This window comes from Haloferax prahovense, assembly GCF_000723845.1.
In the GTDB taxonomy this organism is placed as follows: Archaea; Halobacteriota; Halobacteria; order Halobacteriales; family Haloferacaceae; genus Haloferax; species Haloferax prahovense.
On sequence record NZ_LK053000.1, the window covers coordinates 1926294 to 1943113 of the forward strand.

Sequence of the window (16820 nt, forward strand, 5' to 3'; positions counted from 1 at the left end):
CTAAACCTTTCGTGCCGAATTCGGAGCGTAGCGGCCTCAACGCGCGCGGATACGAGCGTGCGGGTGAGCGCGCTTCGCGCGCGAAGGTGTGTGTCTGCCGACGGTCCACCACACGCCGCGTCTCCCGTCGGATTTCACCGACTCGCCTTGCCACCCGGCTCGACACCGAGCGCGCCCGCGACACCAGAAGCGTTGACATCCTCCCCGCCGAACCTGAGACCGTGTCGGGTGATTCGCGAATCGACATGACCGAGGGGCGAATCGCCCCCAAACTGCTCTCGCTCTCGTGGCCGCTCGTCGCGGGGAACCTCCTCCAGACGCTGTACAACCTCGCGGACGTGTTCTGGGTCGGCCGCGTCGGTGCGGACGCCGTCGCCGCCGTCTCGCTCATGTTCCCGACGAGCTGGATGTTCGTCTCGACTGCGATGGGCATCACCGCGGCGACCATCGCCCTCGTCTCGCAACACGTCGGCGCGGGCGAGGACCGCGAGGCCGACCGCGTCGTCGGCCAGACGGTGCTTCTCACCCTCGCCGTGTCGGTCGTCCTCGCCGTCGCCGGCTTCGCGTTCAGACATCCGCTTTTGGAACTCATCGGCGCGGAGGGAGCCGTCTTCACCGCGGCGCTCGCCTACATCGAAGTCATCTTCCTCTCGCTCCCGCTCACGTTCCTGTTTTTCGCGTTCCGGGCGGCGCTACAGGGCGCGGGCGACACGAAGACCGCGATGTGGCTCATGGTCGCCTCCGCCGGCCTCAACGTCGTCCTCGACCCGATTCTCATCATCGGCTGGGGCCCAATCGCGGGGATGGGAACCCGCGGCGCGGCGATTGCGACGCTCATCGCCCGACTGTTCGCGACGGCCGCCGGCGTCTACATCCTCCTGCGCGGCGACTGGGGAGTCAGACTCCGCCCCACCGACCTCCGCCCCGACCCGGAGCGCCTCAGAAAGCTGGTCGATATCGGCTCCCCGGCCACTCTCGATGGCTGGGCACGGAGCTTCTCTGCGGTCGTGATGGCCGCGTTCGTCGCCCGGTTCGGGCCGACCGCGACCGCGGCCTACGGTATCGGCGTCCGACTCATGTCTGTCTCGTGGACCGTCTCCGGCGCGGTCGGGCAGGCGACGGCGACCGGCGTCGGCCAGAACCTCGGCGCGCGGACGCCCGACCGGGCCGCCTCGGTCGCGTGGACCGCGATGGCGGGGACGATGGGGCTGCTCTTCGCCGCCGCGGGGCTCGTGGTGGCCTTCCCGGCCGAGGCGATGCGTCTCTTTATCGACGAACAGCCGGTCATCGATGCGGGCGTGACGTTCCTCCGAATCGTCGCCCCGTCGTGGGCGTTCTTCGGCGGCGTGATGGTGATTCAGGGGGCGTTCCGCGGCGCGGGCGTCACCAAGGCCGCGATGGCGCTGTCGTTCCTCTCGCGGTGGATTTTCCGCGTCCCGGTCGCCCTCGCGGTCGCGTTCGCGTGGACCGTCTCTCTCCCGGTCGTCGGCCCCGTCTCGGGACTCGCGTGGGGCGTCGAAGGCCTCTGGTGGGCGTACGTCGTCGGTGCCGTCGCCTCCTTTGCGGTCGCCGTCGCGTGGTTCCGGCTCGGCACGTGGCGCGAGGGCGTCCTCGACCGCGGGGCGACGCCGGCGGCGGGCGACGATTAATCTCGACCACCTTCGACCCCTCCCGACTGACCTGACAGCAGAACGACTTTCCTCGACGGGTCGGAAGGGAGCGCCATGCGACAGCCCTCCACCGAACACCTTCGTCTCGGCCTCGCGGTCCTGCTGATTTTCACGCCGCTCTGGGGACCTGCGCTCGGGCTCACCGGACCGACGTACACCTACGAGTCAGCCGATATCGGGGTCGAGGACAACCGACTCGTCGTCCCCGACCGCGACGCTCGCTCGGAGTTGTGGCACGGCATCGACGGATTCGCCTGCTCGGTCGGGTCGTCGGTGACTCGCTACTGCGCGCTGGAGGCCGCGACCCTGAACGGGACGCTCGCGGTGGACCACCCGGACGTGAAATTCAGTTCGTCCGGGCATCTCGACGCCGACGAACCGTACCTCGCGTACTACGACGGCCGGGTCTTCGAGCGCGAATCGACGTGGGAGGACGGCCGGTACGTCCTCTCGACGGCGCGCGTCTCGGCCGCGGCGGCGCTGGATGGGGTCGCTCGACCTCCCGACCGGTACCCGACCGCGTGGACGGTTATCGAAGACGGGTCGGCGACGACGGACCGCGAACTCTGGTCTGCGGACGCGGGCGCGAGAGTGTTCGAGGTCGACGGCGACTACTTCCTCGTCTACCGGACCGGCGTGGAGCGTCCGCTTCCGTCTTCCCCGGCAACGGAGGAGGCGCTGACGTGGTTCGCGGTCGTCCTCGGGTCGGCGATGCTGTTCGGGCGCGACGATGATGACGATGACTGGTCGTAGCCACGCACGCCGACCCTAACAGGAAACGACCGCTCGTCGCGGAGAAGCGAAACCGAAGACGGTCGGTTACTCGTCCAGTCGCTCGCGGAGCAACTGGTTCACGGTGCCGGGGTCGGCGCTCCCCTTGGACTTCTGCATGACCTGTCCGACGAGGAAGTTCAGCGCGCCGCCCTCGCCGTCGTGGTAGTCCTCGACGGCGTCGGGGTTCTCGTCGATGGCTTCCTGCACGAAGCCGCCGATTTCGTCGTCGTCGGCCTTGCCGAGTCCTGCTTCGTCGACGATGGTGTCGGGGTCTTTGCCCTCGTCGAGCATCTCGCGGAGGACGATTTCCTCGGCGTTCTTCGTCGTCACCTCGTCGGCGTCGACGAGTTCGACGAGCCGCGTGAACTCGTCGAGGCGGTCCGACACGTCCGTGATGTGCATGTCGCGGTAGTTGAGTTCGCCGAGCAGGTTGTCGGCGACCCACGTCGCGGCGAGGTCGGCGTCGAACTCGGCGGCCACGTCCTCGAAGAAGTCGGCGACCTCCTTGGTCGAGGTGAGCTTCGAGGCGGACTCCTCGTCGATGCCGTACTCGGTGTGGAAGCGCTCGCGGCGGGCGTCGGGGAGTTCCGGAATCGGAATCTCCTCCTTCCAGTGGGCGACCTGGAGCGGCGGGAGGTCGGCCTCGCGGAAGTAGCGGTAGTCCTTTTCTTCTTCCTTCGAGCGCATCGAGACGGTGATGCCGCGGGACTCGTCCCAGTGGCGCGTCTCCTGCTCGACGGCGCGGCCGCGCTTGATGGCGTTCTTCTGGCGGGTGACCTCGTAGGCCAGCGCCTTCTCTGCGCCCTTGTGGCTGGAGATGTTCTTGACCTCGGTGCGGTTGGCCGCCTCGAGCGCCTCGTCGGAAATCGAGCCGTCGTCGTCGACCTCGTCGGCGGGGACGAGCGAGATGTTGGCGTCGATGCGGAGCGAGCCGTCGCGGGTGGCGTCGAACACGCCGAGGTATTCGAGCACCTCTTCGAGCTTCGCGAGGAACGCGCGAGTCTCCTGCGGGCTCCGGAAGTCGGGCTCGGTGACGATTTCGACCAGCGGCGTACCGGCGCGGTTGTAGTTGACGAGGGTGTAGTCCGCCGTGTCGATGCTGCCGCCTTTGTGCTGGAGGCTGCCGGGGTCCTCTTCGAGGTGGGCGCGCGTGATGCCGATGTCTCGGCGGGTGCCCTCGACGGACACCTCCAGCGTCCCGTCGGCGCAGATGGGCGCGTCGTACTGGGTGATTTGGAAGTTCTTGGGCAGGTCGGGGTAGTAGTAGTTCTTCCGGTGGAAGCGGGTGTCCTCAGCGATATCGGCGTTCAGCGCCTTGCCGATTTTGACCGCCGACTCCACCGCCGCCTCGTTGAGCACCGGGAGCGCGCCCGGCAGCCCGAGACAGACGGGGCACACGCGGGTGTTCGGCTCCTCGTCCTCGGCAGGCTCGGTCGAACAGCTACAGAAAATCTTCGTGGCCGTCTCGAGTTGAACGTGGACCTCCAACCCGATGACGACCGCGAGTTCGCGCTGTTCGAGCGCTTGCGCAGTCATTGGCCGCGCTTCGACGGCGGTGGGCTAAAGACTAACGGGACTGGTCGCAGCGGAGCCCGTTCGTGGGTCGCTGGCCCCGGCACCGACCCCTGCCACAACCGGCAGACAATCACTAACGAGGTTTTATATACTGGCGTTTCATCTCCACGATTCACAGACGTCGTTCACATATGACAAACGATACCACCTCGGATAGATGGGCACCGATTCGCACCGGCGGCCGACTCTCGGCGCACCTCCGGACGCACCTGACGGTTCTTTTCATCGTCGTCGTCGCGGAACTCGTCGGCACGATAACGTTCCCGCTCGGGCCGGGGCAGGTCGTGCTCCTGCCGCTCCTGTACGCCGTCGTCCTCGGTCTCGTCCTCAGTTACAGCGTCCTCGGGTCGCTCTTCGAACCGCTCCGGCGGGTCGTCGACGAGGACGTGAGCCGCATCGCTTCGCCGCTTCTGGTCATCGCGCTGATGCCGCTCGGCGTCAAGTACGGAACGCTCGTCGCGCCGTCGTTCTACGACCTCGTGGCGGCCGGCCCGGCGTTCGTCCTGCAGGAGTTCGGTAACCTCGGCACGATTCTCGTCGCCCTCCCGCTCGCCCTGCTTTTGGGCCTCAAGCGCGAGTCCATCGGGGCCGCGGTCAGCATCGCCCGCGAACCGACCCTCGGCGTCATCACCGACAAGTATGGCATCGAGTCGCCCGAGGGGCGCGGCGTCCTCGGTACCTACATGACGGGAACGGTCCTCGGAACCGTCTTCTTCGGTCTGCTCGGCGGTTTCGCCCCCGCGACGGGGCTCCACCCGCTCGCGCTCTCGATGGCCTGCGGCATGGGCTCCGCGAGTATGATGACCGCCTGTTCCACGTCGCTGGCGGCGGCCGTCGGCGGCGCGGGCGTCGCCGAAGACCAGATTCTGAGCTTCGCCGCGACGAGCAACCTCCTGACCGGCATCACGGGGCTCTACATGGTCATCCTCGTCGGCCTCCCGGTCATCACGCGCCTCTACGCGGTCCTCGCACCCGTACTCGGCCGCGGTACCGCCGCGACCGACGGAGGTGAGTGAGATGTCGATGTCGACCCCGGAGTTCTCCGTCGAGTCGCTGAAGATGCTGCTCGTGGTGGCGTTCCTGACGCTGACGGCGAACCTCCTCGCCACCGGCACCGGCTTCCTCGCCGCGCTCCCCGGCATGGCGCTCATCGTCCTCATCGGGCTCGTCGCCCTGCTCATGGGCCGGCTGGTTCCGCTCGACCTGCCGGCGTTCGCCTACGCGATGATTCTCGCGTTCGCCCTGGCGCTCCCGTTTTCGCCGGTCCAAGCGCCGTTTCTGGCCGCCGTCGGGAAGGTCGACTTCCTCGCGACGACGACGCCGATTCTCGCCTACGCGGGGCTCTCTATCGGCCTCCAGACCGGGAAGATGAAGGAAGTCAGCTGGAAGCTCGTCCTCGTGGCGGTGTTCGTCTTCTTCGGGACGTTCTTCGGCTCCGCGCTCATCTCGCAGGCCGTGCTCTCCGCACAGGGGATTATCTGATGACGACCGCCACCGACGACCGCTCCGCCCGCAGGAGTGAGACGCGATGACCGACGACGACCGCGTCGCGGCCCTCAAAGCCCGCGTCTGCGACGCTATCGACGACCGCGCCGACGAAATCATCGCCTTCGCGAAGGACGTGCAAGCCGAACCGGAACTCGGCTACAAGGAGGTCAAGACGACCGAGAAGGTCGTCTCTCTCTTCGAGGACCTCGACCTCGACGTGGAGACGGAACTGGCGATTACCGGCGCGCGGGCCAGAGCCGGCTCGGGCGACTTCGTCGCGGCCGTCCTCGGTGAACTCGACGCGCTCGTCAACCCGGACCACCCGATGGCGGACCCCGAGACCGGCGCGGTCCACGCCTGCGGCCACAACGCCCAACTCGCGCACCTCGTCGGGGCCGCCTTCGGCCTCGTCGGCAGCGGCGTCGTCGACGACCTCGACGGTGCGGTCGAGTTCGTCGCCGTCCCGGCGGAGGAGTACCTCGACCTCGACTACCGCCGCGACCTGCTCGAAGCGGGCGACATCGAGTTCTTCGGCGGCAAACAGGAGCTCATCCGCCGCGGCTACGTCGACGACTGGGACGCCGCCGCGATGATGCACGCCGGCAGCGACACGCCCGAGCGGACGATTACGAGCGACTTCTCGACGAACGGGTTCGTCGGCAAGTTCGTCACCTACCGCGGGGCCGAGGCGCACGCCGGCGCGGCTCCCGACGAGGGCGTCAACGCGCTCAACGCCGCGATGCTGGGGATGAACGCGGTCCACGCCCAGCGCGAGCGCTTCCGCGACGAGGACCACGTCCGCGTCCACCCCATCATCACCCGCGGCGGCGACGGCGTCAACGTCGTCCCCGCAGAGGTGACGATGGAGTCGTACGTCCGCGCGGCCTCCGTCGAGGCCGTCTCCGAGGCGAACGAGTCGGTCAACCGGGCGCTCGCCTCCGGCGCGATGGGCGTCGGCGGCGACGTGGAAATCGAGGACTACCCCGGTTACATGCCGCTTCGGACCGACGAGACGATGGTCGCGTTCTACGACGAGAACGCCCGCGACATCGTCGGCCCCGACGCCGTCGACGAGGGCCACGCCCACCTCTCGGGCTCGACGGACATGGGCGACATCACGCAGCTCGTCCCCGGAATCCACCCGTGGACCGGCGGCTTCGAGGGCGCGATTCACGCCCGGGACTTCCGGGTCGTCGACGAGGAGATGGCGTACGTCATCCCGGCGAAACTCACCGCCTGCACGCTGGTCGACCTGCTCACCAGCCCCGAGGCGATGGCCGAGGTCCGCGCGGCGAAAGCAGAAAAGCGCAGTCGGGAGGAGTACCTCGAGGCGGTCCGCTCGCTCCGGAAGACGACGACCGAGTCGTACCGAGACTGAGGGGCCGGCGGCGAGCGTTCGAGGGCGGGGTCGCCCGCACACGTATCACATTTTCGGTGATTGTCTGACGCACATTTATGTCTCACGCGAGGGGCTATGTTACCCATGAGTAACCGGGTGGAGGAACTCGAATCCAAAGTCGCAGAACTGCAGGCCGCCGTGAACGGACTCACCGAGGAACTCGTCGAGACCAAAGAACGGCTTCGCCAGCTCGAAGACGCCAACGACGTGGACGTCCCCTCGCGGGCCGCGACCCGTCGCGGCGACTGGGAGACCGAAGCCGAGTCCGCCGCGGAGCCCGGCGAAGCCGACGAGGCGGCGCCGGCCGACGGCGATGAGACTAAACCGGACGAGACCGACGAGACTGACGAAGGCGACGGCGAGACCCCCGACGACGACATCATCGTCGCGTAATCGGGCGCGCCGTCCGACGCGAGCGCGCCCCGTGTTCATGCGGCGCGCTCCACCTGCGGGCGTCGCCCGCGTGAACACCAACCCATGCACATCAAAGAGCTCGTCCTTGACGGTTTCAAGAGCTTCGGGCGGCCGACTCGCATCCCGTTCTACGAGGATTTCACGGTCGTTACGGGCCCGAACGGTTCCGGCAAATCGAACATCATCGACGGCGTCCTCTTCGCGCTCGGTCTCGCCCGCACTCGCGGGATTCGCGCCGAGAAGCTGACGGACCTCATCTACAACCCCGGTCACGCCGACGGGAGCGACGAGGCCGCGAAACAGCCCAAGGAGGCCAGCGTCACGGTCGTCCTCGACAACTCCGAGGGGACGCTCGACCGGTCGCAGGTCGTCAACGCCGCCGGCACCGACAAGGTCGGCGACGTCGAGGAGATAACCATCAAGCGCCGCGTCAAGGAGACGCCGGACAACTACTACTCGTACTACTACCTCAACGAGCGCTCCGTCAACCTCTCGGACATCAAGGACCTGCTCGCCCAGGCGGGAATCACCCCCGAGGGCTACAACGTCGTCATGCAGGGCGACGTGACCGAGATAATCAACATGACGCCCTACCAGCGGCGGGGCATCATCGACGAAATCGCGGGCGTCGCCGAGTTCGACGAGAAGAAAGACGCCGCCTTCGAGGAGTTGGAGGCGGTCGAAGAGCGCGTCGACGAGGCGGACCTCCGCATCGAGGAAAAGGAGACGCGCCTCGACCAACTCGCCGACGAGCGCGAGACCGCGCTCACCTACAAGGGACTCCGCGAAGAGAAAGAGGAGTACGAGGGCTACCTGAAGGCTGCGGAGCTCGAAGACAAGCGCGACGACCTCTCGCGGACCGAATCGCGCATCGAGTCCACCGAGGCAGACCTCGAAGACCTGCAGGCCGAACTCGACGAGCGACAGGGCAAGGTCACCCGTCTCGAAGCGGACCTCGAAGACCTCACCCGCGAGATAGAGCGCAAGGGAGAGGACGAACAGCTCCGCATCAAGTCGGAGATGGAGGAGATAAAGGGCGACATCTCCCGGCTCGAAAACGCCATCGAGGCCGCCGAGGAAAAGCGCGACGACGCCGAGGCCGAGCGCCGGAAGGCGTTCGTCGACATCGACCGCAAGCAAGAACAGATCGACGACCTCGAAGACGACATCCGCGAGGTCAAAGTCGAGAAGGCGTCGGTCAAAAGCGATATCCAGTCCAAGCGGGTCGAACTCTCCGAGGTGCAGGCCGAAATCGACTCGGTCGACACCGAGTTCGACGAGCTGAAGTCCGAACTCGCGGCGAGAAAGGAGACGCTCGACGAGCTCAAAGACGAGAAAAACGACCGCCAGCGCGCCAAGGACCGCCTGCTCGACGACGCGCGCCGCCGCTCGAACCAGATTTCGGAGACGCGGGACGAACTCGAACGCGCCCGCGAGCGCATCCCCGAACTGAAGGCGACGGTCTCCGACCTGCACAGCGAACTCGACACCGCCGAGAAGAACAAAGCGAAGATAGACGGCGTCATCGAGGACCTGCAGGCCGAGAAGGCCGAACTGAACGACGAACTCTCGGAGGTCACGGACGAACTCCAGACCAAGCAGTCCGAGTACGCCCGCCTCGAAGCCCGCGCCGGGAAGGACGGCGACAACTCGTGGCCCCGAGCCGTCACGACCATCCTCAACGCCGGCATCTCCGGCGTTCACGGCGCGGTCGGCCAACTCGGCTCCGTCGACGGCGAGTACGCCAAGGCGTGTGAGACGGCCGCCGGCGGCCGCCTCGCCAACGTCGTCGTCGACGACGACGGCGTGGGCTCGTCCTGTATCGACCACCTGAAGTCCCGAAACGCGGGTCGCGCGACGTTCCTGCCCATCACGAAGATGGACAACCGGAGCCTGCCGCGCAAGCCCAACAACCCCGGCGTCGTGGACTTCGCGCGAAACCTCGTCGACTACGATTCGCAGTACGAGTCCGTCTTCTCGTACGTCCTCGGCTCGACGCTCGTCGTCGAGGACATGGGGACCGCCCGCGACCTGATGGGCGACTACCGCATGGTCACCCTCGACGGCGACCTCGTCGAGCGCTCCGGCGCGATGACCGGCGGCTCCGGCGGCGGCTCTCGCTACTCCTTTTCGAAGTCCGGCGAGGGCAAACTCGACCGCCTCGCGAAGGAGATTACGAAGCTCGAAGACCGCCGTCGCTCGCTCAACGAGGAGATTCGAGACATCGACGACGACCTCGACGACGCCCGCGGCCGGGCCTCCGACGCCGCCGACCGCGTCCGGACCATCGAGCGCGAAATCGAGGACGCCGAGGAGGACATCGAGGACGCCGAAGCCGAAATCGACCGCCTCGACGACCGCCTCGACGAACTCCAGTCCGAACGCGAGTCGGTGGACGAACAGATGTCCGACCTCGACGACGAAATCGCCGACCTCGACGACGAAATCGAGACGGTCGAAGCCGCAATCGAGGACATCGAAGCCGAACTCGCGGACTCCGAGATCCCGGAACTCACCGCCCGCGCCGACGAGATTCGCGCGGACATCGACGACCTCGAAGACCGGATGTCCACGCTCGACGGCCGACTCAACGAGATTCAGCTCGAAAAGCAGTACGCCGAGGACGCGGTCGACGACCTCCACGACACGGTCGAGGCCGCCCAGAACCGCAAGGCAGAGGCCCGTAAGTCCATCTCCGAGTCGGAGTCGAAAATCGAGGACCGCGAGGACGACCTCGAGGCCAAGCGCGAGGCGGTCGCCGAACTCGAGGAGGAACTGGTCGACCTCAAGGAGGACCGCACGGAGCTCCAGGGCGACCTCCGGGAGGCTCGGAGCGCCCGCGACGAGAAGAAAGACCGGGTGAACGCGGTCGAATCGAAGCTCGAAAGCATGCGCTCGGCCGCGGAGCGCCTCGAGTGGGAAATCGACGAACTCGAATCGCAGGTCGGCGACTACGACCCCGACGAGATTCCCGACCACGACACGGTCGAGTCCGAAATCGAGCGCCTCACCGAGGAGATGGAAGAGCTCGAACCGGTCAACATGCTCGCCATCGACGAGTACGACGACGTGAAGGCCGACCTCGAAGACCTCCAAGAGCGCCGCGACGTGCTGGTCGAAGAGCGGGACGCCATCGCCGACCGCATCGACCAGTACGAGTCCCAGAAGAAGGCGACGTTCATGGAGTCGTTCGACGCCATCGCCGAGAACTTCACCGACATCTTCGAGCGCCTGTCGAACGGGACGGGTCACCTCCAGTTGGAGAATCCCGAGGACCCCTTCGAGGAGGGCCTGACGATGAAGGCCCAACCGGGCGACAAACCCATCCAGCGCCTCGACGCCATGTCTGGCGGCGAGAAGTCGCTGACGGCGCTCGCGTTCATCTTCGCAATCCAGCGGCACAACCCCGCGCCGTTCTACGCGCTCGACGAGGTGGACGCCTTCCTCGACGCCGCGAACGCCGAGCGCGTCGGCCAGATGGTCGACGACCTCGCGGGCGACGCCCAGTTCGTCGTCGTCTCGCACCGCTCCGCGCTCCTCGAACGCGCCGAGCGCGCCATCGGCGTGACGATGCAGGGCGACAACGTCAGCGCCGTCACGGGTATCCAGTTCGGCGGCGACGGCGGGCCCGGAAGCGACGGAGGCGACGGAGGCGACGCGGACGGGTTCGGCGGCGACGACAGCGGAAGCGACGACGGCGACGACGCCGACGGTGGTGACGGCGGCGGAGCCGACGCGGACGTGGAAGCGGAGGTTCCGGCGGATGACTGACGACATCCCCGAACTGAATCTCTCTCGCGGGCGCGGCGAGCGCGACGCGAGCGACGAGGATGACGATGACGACGCGGTCTTCTCGTTCGGCGGCGACGACGCCGAGTCGGGCTCCGCGGTCGACACCACTCCGGACGCCGCTGACTCCACCGGCCCCACCGAACCCGACGCGATGGACGACGTCCTCCCGGAGGACGTCTCGGAGACCGACGACGACGAGGTCGAACCGGTCGAACTCCTCGTCCAACTCGCAAAGGAGGGCACCATCGACCCGTGGGACATCGACATCGTGGAGGTCACAGACGCCTTCCTGAACCGCCTCGACGCGATGGACCTCCGGACGACCGGGCGGGCGCTGTTCTACGCGAGCGTCCTCCTGCGCATGAAGTCCGACGAACTCCTCGCGCCGGACGAACCCGACGAGGAGGAACTCGAACCGTGGGAACTCGCCTTACAGGGCGGTGGCGATGAGGGCCATCCGGGCGACGACGGCGACGGCCCGCCCGGCTTCGACCCCATCGACGCGCTGGAAGACGAGATGGACCGTCGGCTCGAACGCAAGCACGCCCGCGGGTCGCCGGAGACGCTGGACGAACTCGTCCGCGAACTCCGGGAGGTCGAACGCGGGTCGTGGTGGAAGCGCCGCCGCGAGTACGACACCTCCGAGTCGCCGCGCGGCTTCTCCCGCGGGACGCAGACGCTCGACTACCACACGCCCGGCGAGATGCGCGGCGCGGGCGAGCCCACGGAGGACGACGTGACGGGAACCGCCCACAACGAAGACATCGAGGCGGTCGTCGAAGCCGTCGGCGACGTGCTCGCGACGCACTACGAGAAGGGCCGCGACGAGGTGCTGTTCGCCGAGGTTCGCGACGTGGCCGACACCGTGATGACGACCTACCTCGCGCTCCTGTTTCTGTCCCACCGGAGCACGGTCTACCTCAAGCAGGACGACCTGTTCGGCGACCTCTGGATTCGGAACCCCGAGGTGTTCGACGCCGACCCCGGCGCGGGGTCGGGGGTCGACTCGACCGCCGACGGAACTGATGCGCCGGAAGCCGAGGCGGTCGCCGACGGCTCCGACGGTGCTGATGAGGACGGCGACGACCCCGAACTCGAAGCCGAGGCTATCGCGGACGACTAGCTATTTTATCGGGCCCGTCGTCACTCTCAGGCGTGCCCCATCCGACCCTGCTCTCCAGCACGCTCCGGCGGTTGACGGTCGCGGTTTCGCTCGTCACGTCGACGCTGTTCGCGGCGCTCGCGGCGGCTATCCTGTTTCCCCAGTCTGCCATCTGGACGTGGGCGCTCCTGTTTTTCTTGCCCATATTCTGGTTGCACTGCTATTTTCCCGGCTACGTCTCGTACAGTCCGACCTCGTTCGGTCGCGTCCGCGAGGTGGTCACGTCGCCGCGGGCGGTCCGCGAGTGCGTCGTCTGCGGCGAGTCGGACGAAAGCGGCGTCGCTCGGGAGTTCAGCACGCAACTCGTGGCGGCCGGCATCCCGCTCGCGACGACCGACCGCGGCGAAAACGCGTACTGCGCGCGCTGTCACGCGGTCGAGTTCTCGCCGGACGACGAGGCGGCGCGCGGCGAAGGCGAGGCCCCGGAGCCGGAGGGCAACTCGCCAGAATCCGCAGAACTGAACGACTGAGGCCGGCTCAGTCGACGTACTCGTCGATGAGCGGCGCGAGCTTTTGTTTCGTCTCGGCGGGGATGGCCTCGTCGGGCGTGTTGATGGTCCCTTCGAGTGCGGAGTGGCTGTCGGTCTCGTGGCCGTCGGGAATCTTGCGGATGGCGGCCTCGACGGTCTCCTTGATGGCCTCCTCGTTGGCGGCGGCGTTTTTCAGCACCTCGTCGAGCGTGACTTCGCTGTCTTCCTTCCAGACGTCGTAGTCGGTGACGCCGGTGATGGTCGCGTAGGCCATCTCGGCCTCCCGGGCGAGTTTGGCCTCGGGGATGGTCGTCATGCCGATGACGTCCCAGCCCTGTGCGCGGTAGTGTTCGCTTTCGGCCTTCGTGGAGTACGAGGGGCCTTCGATGCAGACGTAGGTGCCGCCCGCTTGGACCTGCGCGTCGGTCGCCTCCTCGGCGGCCTCGGCGAGGATGGAGACGAGCTCCTCGTCGTACGGCATCGCGAAGGGTTGGTGGACGACGATGCCCTCGTCGAAGAACGTAAGCGGGCGGTGTTTCGTGCGGTCGTAAATCTGGTCGGGGACGACGAGCGTCTGCGGCGGCAGGTCCTCTTTGAGACTGCCGACGGCGTTGCTGGCGAGGACGTGGGTGACGCCGAGTTGCTTCAGCGCGAAGATGTTCGCGCGGTAGGGGAGCGTCGTCGGCGAGTGCTGGTGGTCCGGGCCGTGTCGCGGGAGGAAGACGACCTCGCGTCCGGTGTCGCCGAACTCGCCGACGACGGGCGTCGTCGAGGGCTCGCCGAAGGGCGTCTCGACGGGTTCCTCGCGGGTGTTCTCCAGCGGGAGCGCCTCGTAGATACCGCTGCCACCGATGAATCCGATCTTCATACTCGGAGGTGGGAGAGAGCGCACAAAATCGTGGCGAAACGGGGCCTACACCACGAAGCCGTGGTTCAAGAGGTAGATGAGCACCGAGAGCGCGGGCACGCTGAGGAGGGTCGTCACGAAGACGGCCGCGGAGACGAACTCGGCGAGCGAGGTGGCCGAGCCGGTTCCGGTGGCGTCGCCGAACTCCGCGACGAGGATGAGCGGTGTGACCGCGGCGGGCATCGCGGATTCGAGGACGAACGTCCGCGCGACCGTCGGGTCGCCGAAACCGGCGACGAGCGCGACGGCGATGGCGACCGCGGGGGCGACGACTGTCTTGAGCGCGGCGACGACGCCGACCTCCGAGAGCGTCGAGCCGAGGTCGGCCCCCGCGAGTTGGATGCCGAGGATGAGGAGCATCATCGGAATCGACGAGTCGCCGACGAGCCTGAGCGTCTCCATCGCGGGGACGCCCGTCGGCGGGACGACGCCGAGCCACCGGGCCGCGAGCGCGGCGACGACCGCGTAGACGAGCGGGATGCGGACGATGCGTTCGAGGCCGACGCGCCACCCCGGCGCGCCGTCGTCGCGGTCGGTCCCCCGTCCGGCGATGTAGACGCCCAGCGTGTAGATGAGGACGCTCTGGACGGCGAGGTAGACGACAGCCGTCGAGCGGCCGGTGTCGCCGAAGGCGAACGAACTGACGGGGATGCCGTAGTTCCCCGAGTTCGGAAAGGCGGCGACGAGGACGAGCGCGCCGAGGAGGGGTTCGGAGACGCCGGCGAGTCGGGCGACGCCCCCCGCGACGAGGAGCATGGCGACGTGGTAGACGACGACGCCGGCGGTGATAGTCGCCAGCGTCTCGCCGGCGAGTTCGGTCGTCGCGAGGCTGTAGAACACGAGGACCGGCGCGAGGACGTACACCGTGACCGTGTTGAGCGGCTCGGGGTCCACGTCGCGGACGCGACCGAGGGCGAACCCCACCGCGCCGATGGCGAGAATCGGCAGGAGCGCGGTGACGAAGATAGAAAACAGCGACATGCGCGTGCCGAGGTCCGTCACGCAAACGAACGTTTCGCTTCGGGCGAGTCCGGGCGGCGGTCGAGTGTGAGCGGTCGGAGAGACGGTGAAGCCGACGGTCGAAGCAGTCGGAGACGCGGCTCTGTTGAAATTCTCGACTGGTGATAGTTTGTCGAGACCGTGCTAACTACGGGGTGCGAGTCTCGCATCCAGTGTCGGTTCGAACAGTCCGATACCGACGTGTACAGTCCCTTACTCACTCTAGTCGAAACGAGCAGTCAGGCCTCCTACCGGCGAAACGTCCGAAATAGATGACCGTACGAAATATCATAGATTTAGTATATGTGCTCTGGAGCCGTCATCACCGTGAGGTTTGTAATGTCTACAAAACGCGTAGCAGCTGAAGACGACGTCCGAGCCGCATCCGACCAGTTCTACGGGGCGCTGGAAGCGATGGCGAACGGGAATGCCGACTCCATGGCGGACGTCTGGTCACACGAGGACGACGTGACGACCATGCACCCAATCGGTGGACGGGAAGAGGGTTGGGAGGCGGTCTCTGGGTCCTTCGCCGGAGTCGCATCGGCGAGCACGGATGGCACGGTCACCCGAGCGGACCAGGCAATCCGCGTCATGGGCGACGCTGCGTACGAACTCTGCACCGAGTCGGTGTCGTGGACTTTTGCGGGTGAACCCATGTCTCTGGAGGGCCGGACGACCAACGTCTACCGGAAGGAGAAAGACGAGTGGAAAATCGTCCATCACCACGCCGACCTCCACGCCGAGTTCGCCGAGAAAGTGGCGAACATGGGTGCCTGAGCGACCGACCACCGGACGCCCGTCCGATTCGATGGCCGTTTCACCCGACTAATCGGTCCTATCTTCACTCTTGAGCCGTGACGGCGTCGCTACAGGAGATAGCGGCCGTGCTGACGACATCCTCTGTCTGTGTCACCAGTCCTATCAAACTCAAGGGGATTCAACAGCGCCGAAGCAGTCGAACGAAGCCGGGTGGGCCGAGAGAATCCGCGCTCAGGCCCCGACGCCGTCGTTTTCGAGGAGCCGCCACGCGCCGTCGCCGGTGGATTCGACGTAGCCGCGGCGCTCCATCTCGGACATGACTTCCGGCATCCGGTCGGGTTGAGCGATTTCCATCTCGATACGGTCCACGTCGTGGAACTCCGCGAGGTAGTGGCGGACGTCTTCGAGTTCGAAGGTGTCGTCGTCGGCCTTCGCCATGACGCCCGAGGTGAGGTCTATCATGTCCTCGATGAAGTTCCACGGGTAGACGACCCACGCCCACGCTTCGAGGCGCTCGCCGACGTAGTCGGGTTCGAACTCGCTGGTCTGGAGGAGTTGGAGCGTCGCGGTCCGGACCTCGCCCGCGTTGCGCTCGTTGACGTACTCGTGTGCGCGCTTGATGGAGCCGCCGGTGTCGGCGATGTCGTCGATGATGAGCACGTCCTTGCCCTCGACGCTGCCTTCCGGCATCGGGTAGCGCACCTCCGGCTCGTTCGATTTCTGGGCCGTCCCGACGTAGTGTTCCATCTTCAGGCTCGTCAGGTCGTCCAACCCGAGGAAGTCACAGATGCAGCGGCCGGCGAACCAGCCGCCGCGGGCCAACGCGACGATGACGTCGGGTTCGAACTCGGATGTCTTGACCTCGTCCGAAACGTCGCGGCAGAGGCCGTAGATGTACTCCCAGTTCGTGATAGTACAGTTAAACTCGTCGGGGAGGTCGCCCATATCTTCCGTTCACCGTGCGTACTGCCGCGCCTGACGCCCTTTAATCTGTACGACTCGCTCCGCCCGTGTGTCGCCGTATCAAAACCGCTCGAACCGGCGTTATTCGGTGACTAACCGGTGAACCCGTCGTTCAGGCGGACACTAACGCATGTTAACAAGGGGCATAGTTATGTCGAGTGCCGGAGTATGCGGATTTGTAGGTGAAACAGAATGCACACGTGTGGTAACTGTGGTGAGTTCGTCTCCCGCGACTTCGTCCGCGTCTTCGGCAACGACATGGACGAGGTCGTCGGGTGCCCAGCCTGTATGAACATGCGCGAAGTGATGCAGGGCGACGGCGCAGCTCAAACGAGCGGCCGCGTCCGGTGGACCCGCGCGTGAATCGGTCGACACCGACCGACCCGCGCTCGTATCGCGTTCTTCCCTTCTCTCTCGTGACGTGACCGCCGACCCGCTGGTTTGA

General features: G+C 66.7%; 15 protein-coding genes. 11 read left to right on the forward strand and 4 right to left on the reverse strand.

What is annotated here, in order from left to right:
* The first annotated feature begins 221 nt into the window (after positions 1–221).
* A complete protein-coding gene (locus tag BN984_RS09710; protein WP_008092044.1) occupies positions 222–1649 on the forward strand; it encodes an MATE family efflux transporter in 1428 nt (475 codons plus the stop codon).
* Between the two features lie 75 nt (positions 1650–1724).
* On the forward strand, positions 1725–2423 hold the full coding sequence (locus tag BN984_RS09715; protein ID WP_049968123.1) for a hypothetical protein: 699 nt from the start codon (positions 1725–1727) through the stop codon (positions 2421–2423).
* 66 nt (positions 2424–2489) lie between these two features.
* Here the strand turns inward: BN984_RS09715 and gatB are convergent, their stop codons facing one another.
* Positions 2490–3980 carry an Asp-tRNA(Asn)/Glu-tRNA(Gln) amidotransferase subunit GatB gene (gene gatB / locus BN984_RS09720; protein ID WP_008092047.1) on the reverse strand — a complete coding sequence of 497 codons (1491 nt, stop codon included), beginning with the start codon at positions 3978–3980 and terminating at the stop codon, positions 2490–2492.
* A gap of 170 nt (positions 3981–4150) precedes the next feature.
* On the opposite strand from gatB, the gene BN984_RS09725 reads away from it, so the two are divergent.
* From BN984_RS09725 to BN984_RS09755, 7 genes are all read left to right on the forward strand, one after another.
* Positions 4151–5035, forward strand: coding sequence for a DUF3100 domain-containing protein (locus BN984_RS09725; RefSeq protein ID WP_008092050.1), 885 nt, complete (start codon positions 4151–4153; stop codon positions 5033–5035).
* 1 nt (position 5036) lies between these two features.
* Entirely contained in the window at positions 5037–5501 is a 465-nt protein-coding gene (locus BN984_RS09730; protein WP_008092052.1) for a hypothetical protein, read from the forward strand.
* A 46-nt stretch (positions 5502–5547) separates the two neighbouring features.
* Positions 5548–6885: an amidohydrolase gene (locus tag BN984_RS09735; RefSeq protein ID WP_049968124.1), complete on the forward strand. Its 1338-nt coding sequence runs from the start codon at positions 5548–5550 to the stop codon at positions 6883–6885.
* A 105-nt stretch (positions 6886–6990) separates the two neighbouring features.
* A complete protein-coding gene (locus BN984_RS09740; protein WP_008092056.1) occupies positions 6991–7299 on the forward strand; it encodes a DUF7518 family protein in 309 nt (102 codons plus the stop codon).
* A gap of 84 nt (positions 7300–7383) precedes the next feature.
* Complete coding sequence (smc, locus tag BN984_RS09745; protein WP_049968125.1) at positions 7384–11091, forward strand: chromosome segregation protein SMC; 3708 nt, start codon at positions 7384–7386, stop codon at positions 11089–11091.
* Positions 11084–12235, forward strand: a complete 1152-nt coding sequence (locus BN984_RS09750) for a segregation and condensation protein A (protein ID WP_049968601.1) — start codon at positions 11084–11086, stop codon at positions 12233–12235. Before smc ends, BN984_RS09750 begins: the two co-directional genes overlap by 8 nt.
* A gap of 32 nt (positions 12236–12267) precedes the next feature.
* Positions 12268–12744 carry a hypothetical protein gene (locus BN984_RS09755; RefSeq protein WP_049913371.1) on the forward strand — a complete coding sequence of 159 codons (477 nt, stop codon included), beginning with the start codon at positions 12268–12270 and terminating at the stop codon, positions 12742–12744.
* Between the two features lie 7 nt (positions 12745–12751).
* On the opposite strand, the gene mtnP is transcribed toward BN984_RS09755, so the two are convergent.
* A complete protein-coding gene (mtnP, locus tag BN984_RS09760; RefSeq protein ID WP_008092066.1) occupies positions 12752–13612 on the reverse strand; it encodes an S-methyl-5'-thioadenosine phosphorylase in 861 nt (286 codons plus the stop codon).
* 45 nt (positions 13613–13657) lie between these two features.
* A complete protein-coding gene (locus BN984_RS09765; protein WP_049968126.1) occupies positions 13658–14653 on the reverse strand; it encodes an AEC family transporter in 996 nt (331 codons plus the stop codon).
* A gap of 336 nt (positions 14654–14989) precedes the next feature.
* On the opposite strand from BN984_RS09765, the gene BN984_RS09770 reads away from it, so the two are divergent.
* Positions 14990–15430 carry a YybH family protein gene (locus BN984_RS09770; protein ID WP_233514183.1) on the forward strand — a complete coding sequence of 147 codons (441 nt, stop codon included), beginning with the start codon at positions 14990–14992 and terminating at the stop codon, positions 15428–15430.
* A 213-nt stretch (positions 15431–15643) separates the two neighbouring features.
* Here BN984_RS09770 and BN984_RS09775 read toward each other — a convergent pair whose 3' ends face one another.
* Positions 15644–16357 (reverse strand): phosphoribosyltransferase, encoded by a 714-nt coding sequence (locus BN984_RS09775; protein WP_004970128.1) that lies wholly within the window; start codon positions 16355–16357, stop codon positions 15644–15646.
* Positions 16358–16567: 210 nt separating this feature from the next.
* On the opposite strand from BN984_RS09775, the gene BN984_RS19740 reads away from it, so the two are divergent.
* Entirely contained in the window at positions 16568–16738 is a 171-nt protein-coding gene (locus tag BN984_RS19740) for a DUF7563 family protein (RefSeq protein WP_004044240.1), read from the forward strand.
* Positions 16739–16820: the final 82 nt, after the last annotated feature.

Bases quoted from the DNA above. Each gene is read 5' to 3' on its own strand.
- BN984_RS09715 (WP_049968123.1), top strand. From the start codon at position 1,725: ATGCGACAGCCCTCCACCGAACACCTTCGTCTCGGCCTCGCGGTCCTG.
- gatB (WP_008092047.1), bottom strand. From the start codon at position 3,980: ATGACTGCGCAAGCGCTCGAACAGCGCGAACTCGCGGTCGTCATCGGG.
- BN984_RS09725 (WP_008092050.1), top strand. From the start codon at position 4,151: ATGACAAACGATACCACCTCGGATAGATGGGCACCGATTCGCACCGGC.
- BN984_RS09730 (WP_008092052.1), top strand. From the start codon at position 5,037: ATGTCGATGTCGACCCCGGAGTTCTCCGTCGAGTCGCTGAAGATGCTG.
- BN984_RS09735 (WP_049968124.1), top strand. From the start codon at position 5,548: ATGACCGACGACGACCGCGTCGCGGCCCTCAAAGCCCGCGTCTGCGAC.
- BN984_RS09740 (WP_008092056.1), top strand. From the start codon at position 6,991: ATGAGTAACCGGGTGGAGGAACTCGAATCCAAAGTCGCAGAACTGCAG.
- smc (WP_049968125.1), top strand. From the start codon at position 7,384: ATGCACATCAAAGAGCTCGTCCTTGACGGTTTCAAGAGCTTCGGGCGG.
- BN984_RS09750 (WP_049968601.1), top strand. From the start codon at position 11,084: ATGACTGACGACATCCCCGAACTGAATCTCTCTCGCGGGCGCGGCGAG.
- mtnP (WP_008092066.1), bottom strand. From the start codon at position 13,612: ATGAAGATCGGATTCATCGGTGGCAGCGGTATCTACGAGGCGCTCCCG.
- BN984_RS09770 (WP_233514183.1), top strand. From the start codon at position 14,990: ATGTCTACAAAACGCGTAGCAGCTGAAGACGACGTCCGAGCCGCATCC.
- BN984_RS09775 (WP_004970128.1), bottom strand. From the start codon at position 16,357: ATGGGCGACCTCCCCGACGAGTTTAACTGTACTATCACGAACTGGGAG.
- BN984_RS19740 (WP_004044240.1), top strand. From the start codon at position 16,568: ATGCACACGTGTGGTAACTGTGGTGAGTTCGTCTCCCGCGACTTCGTC.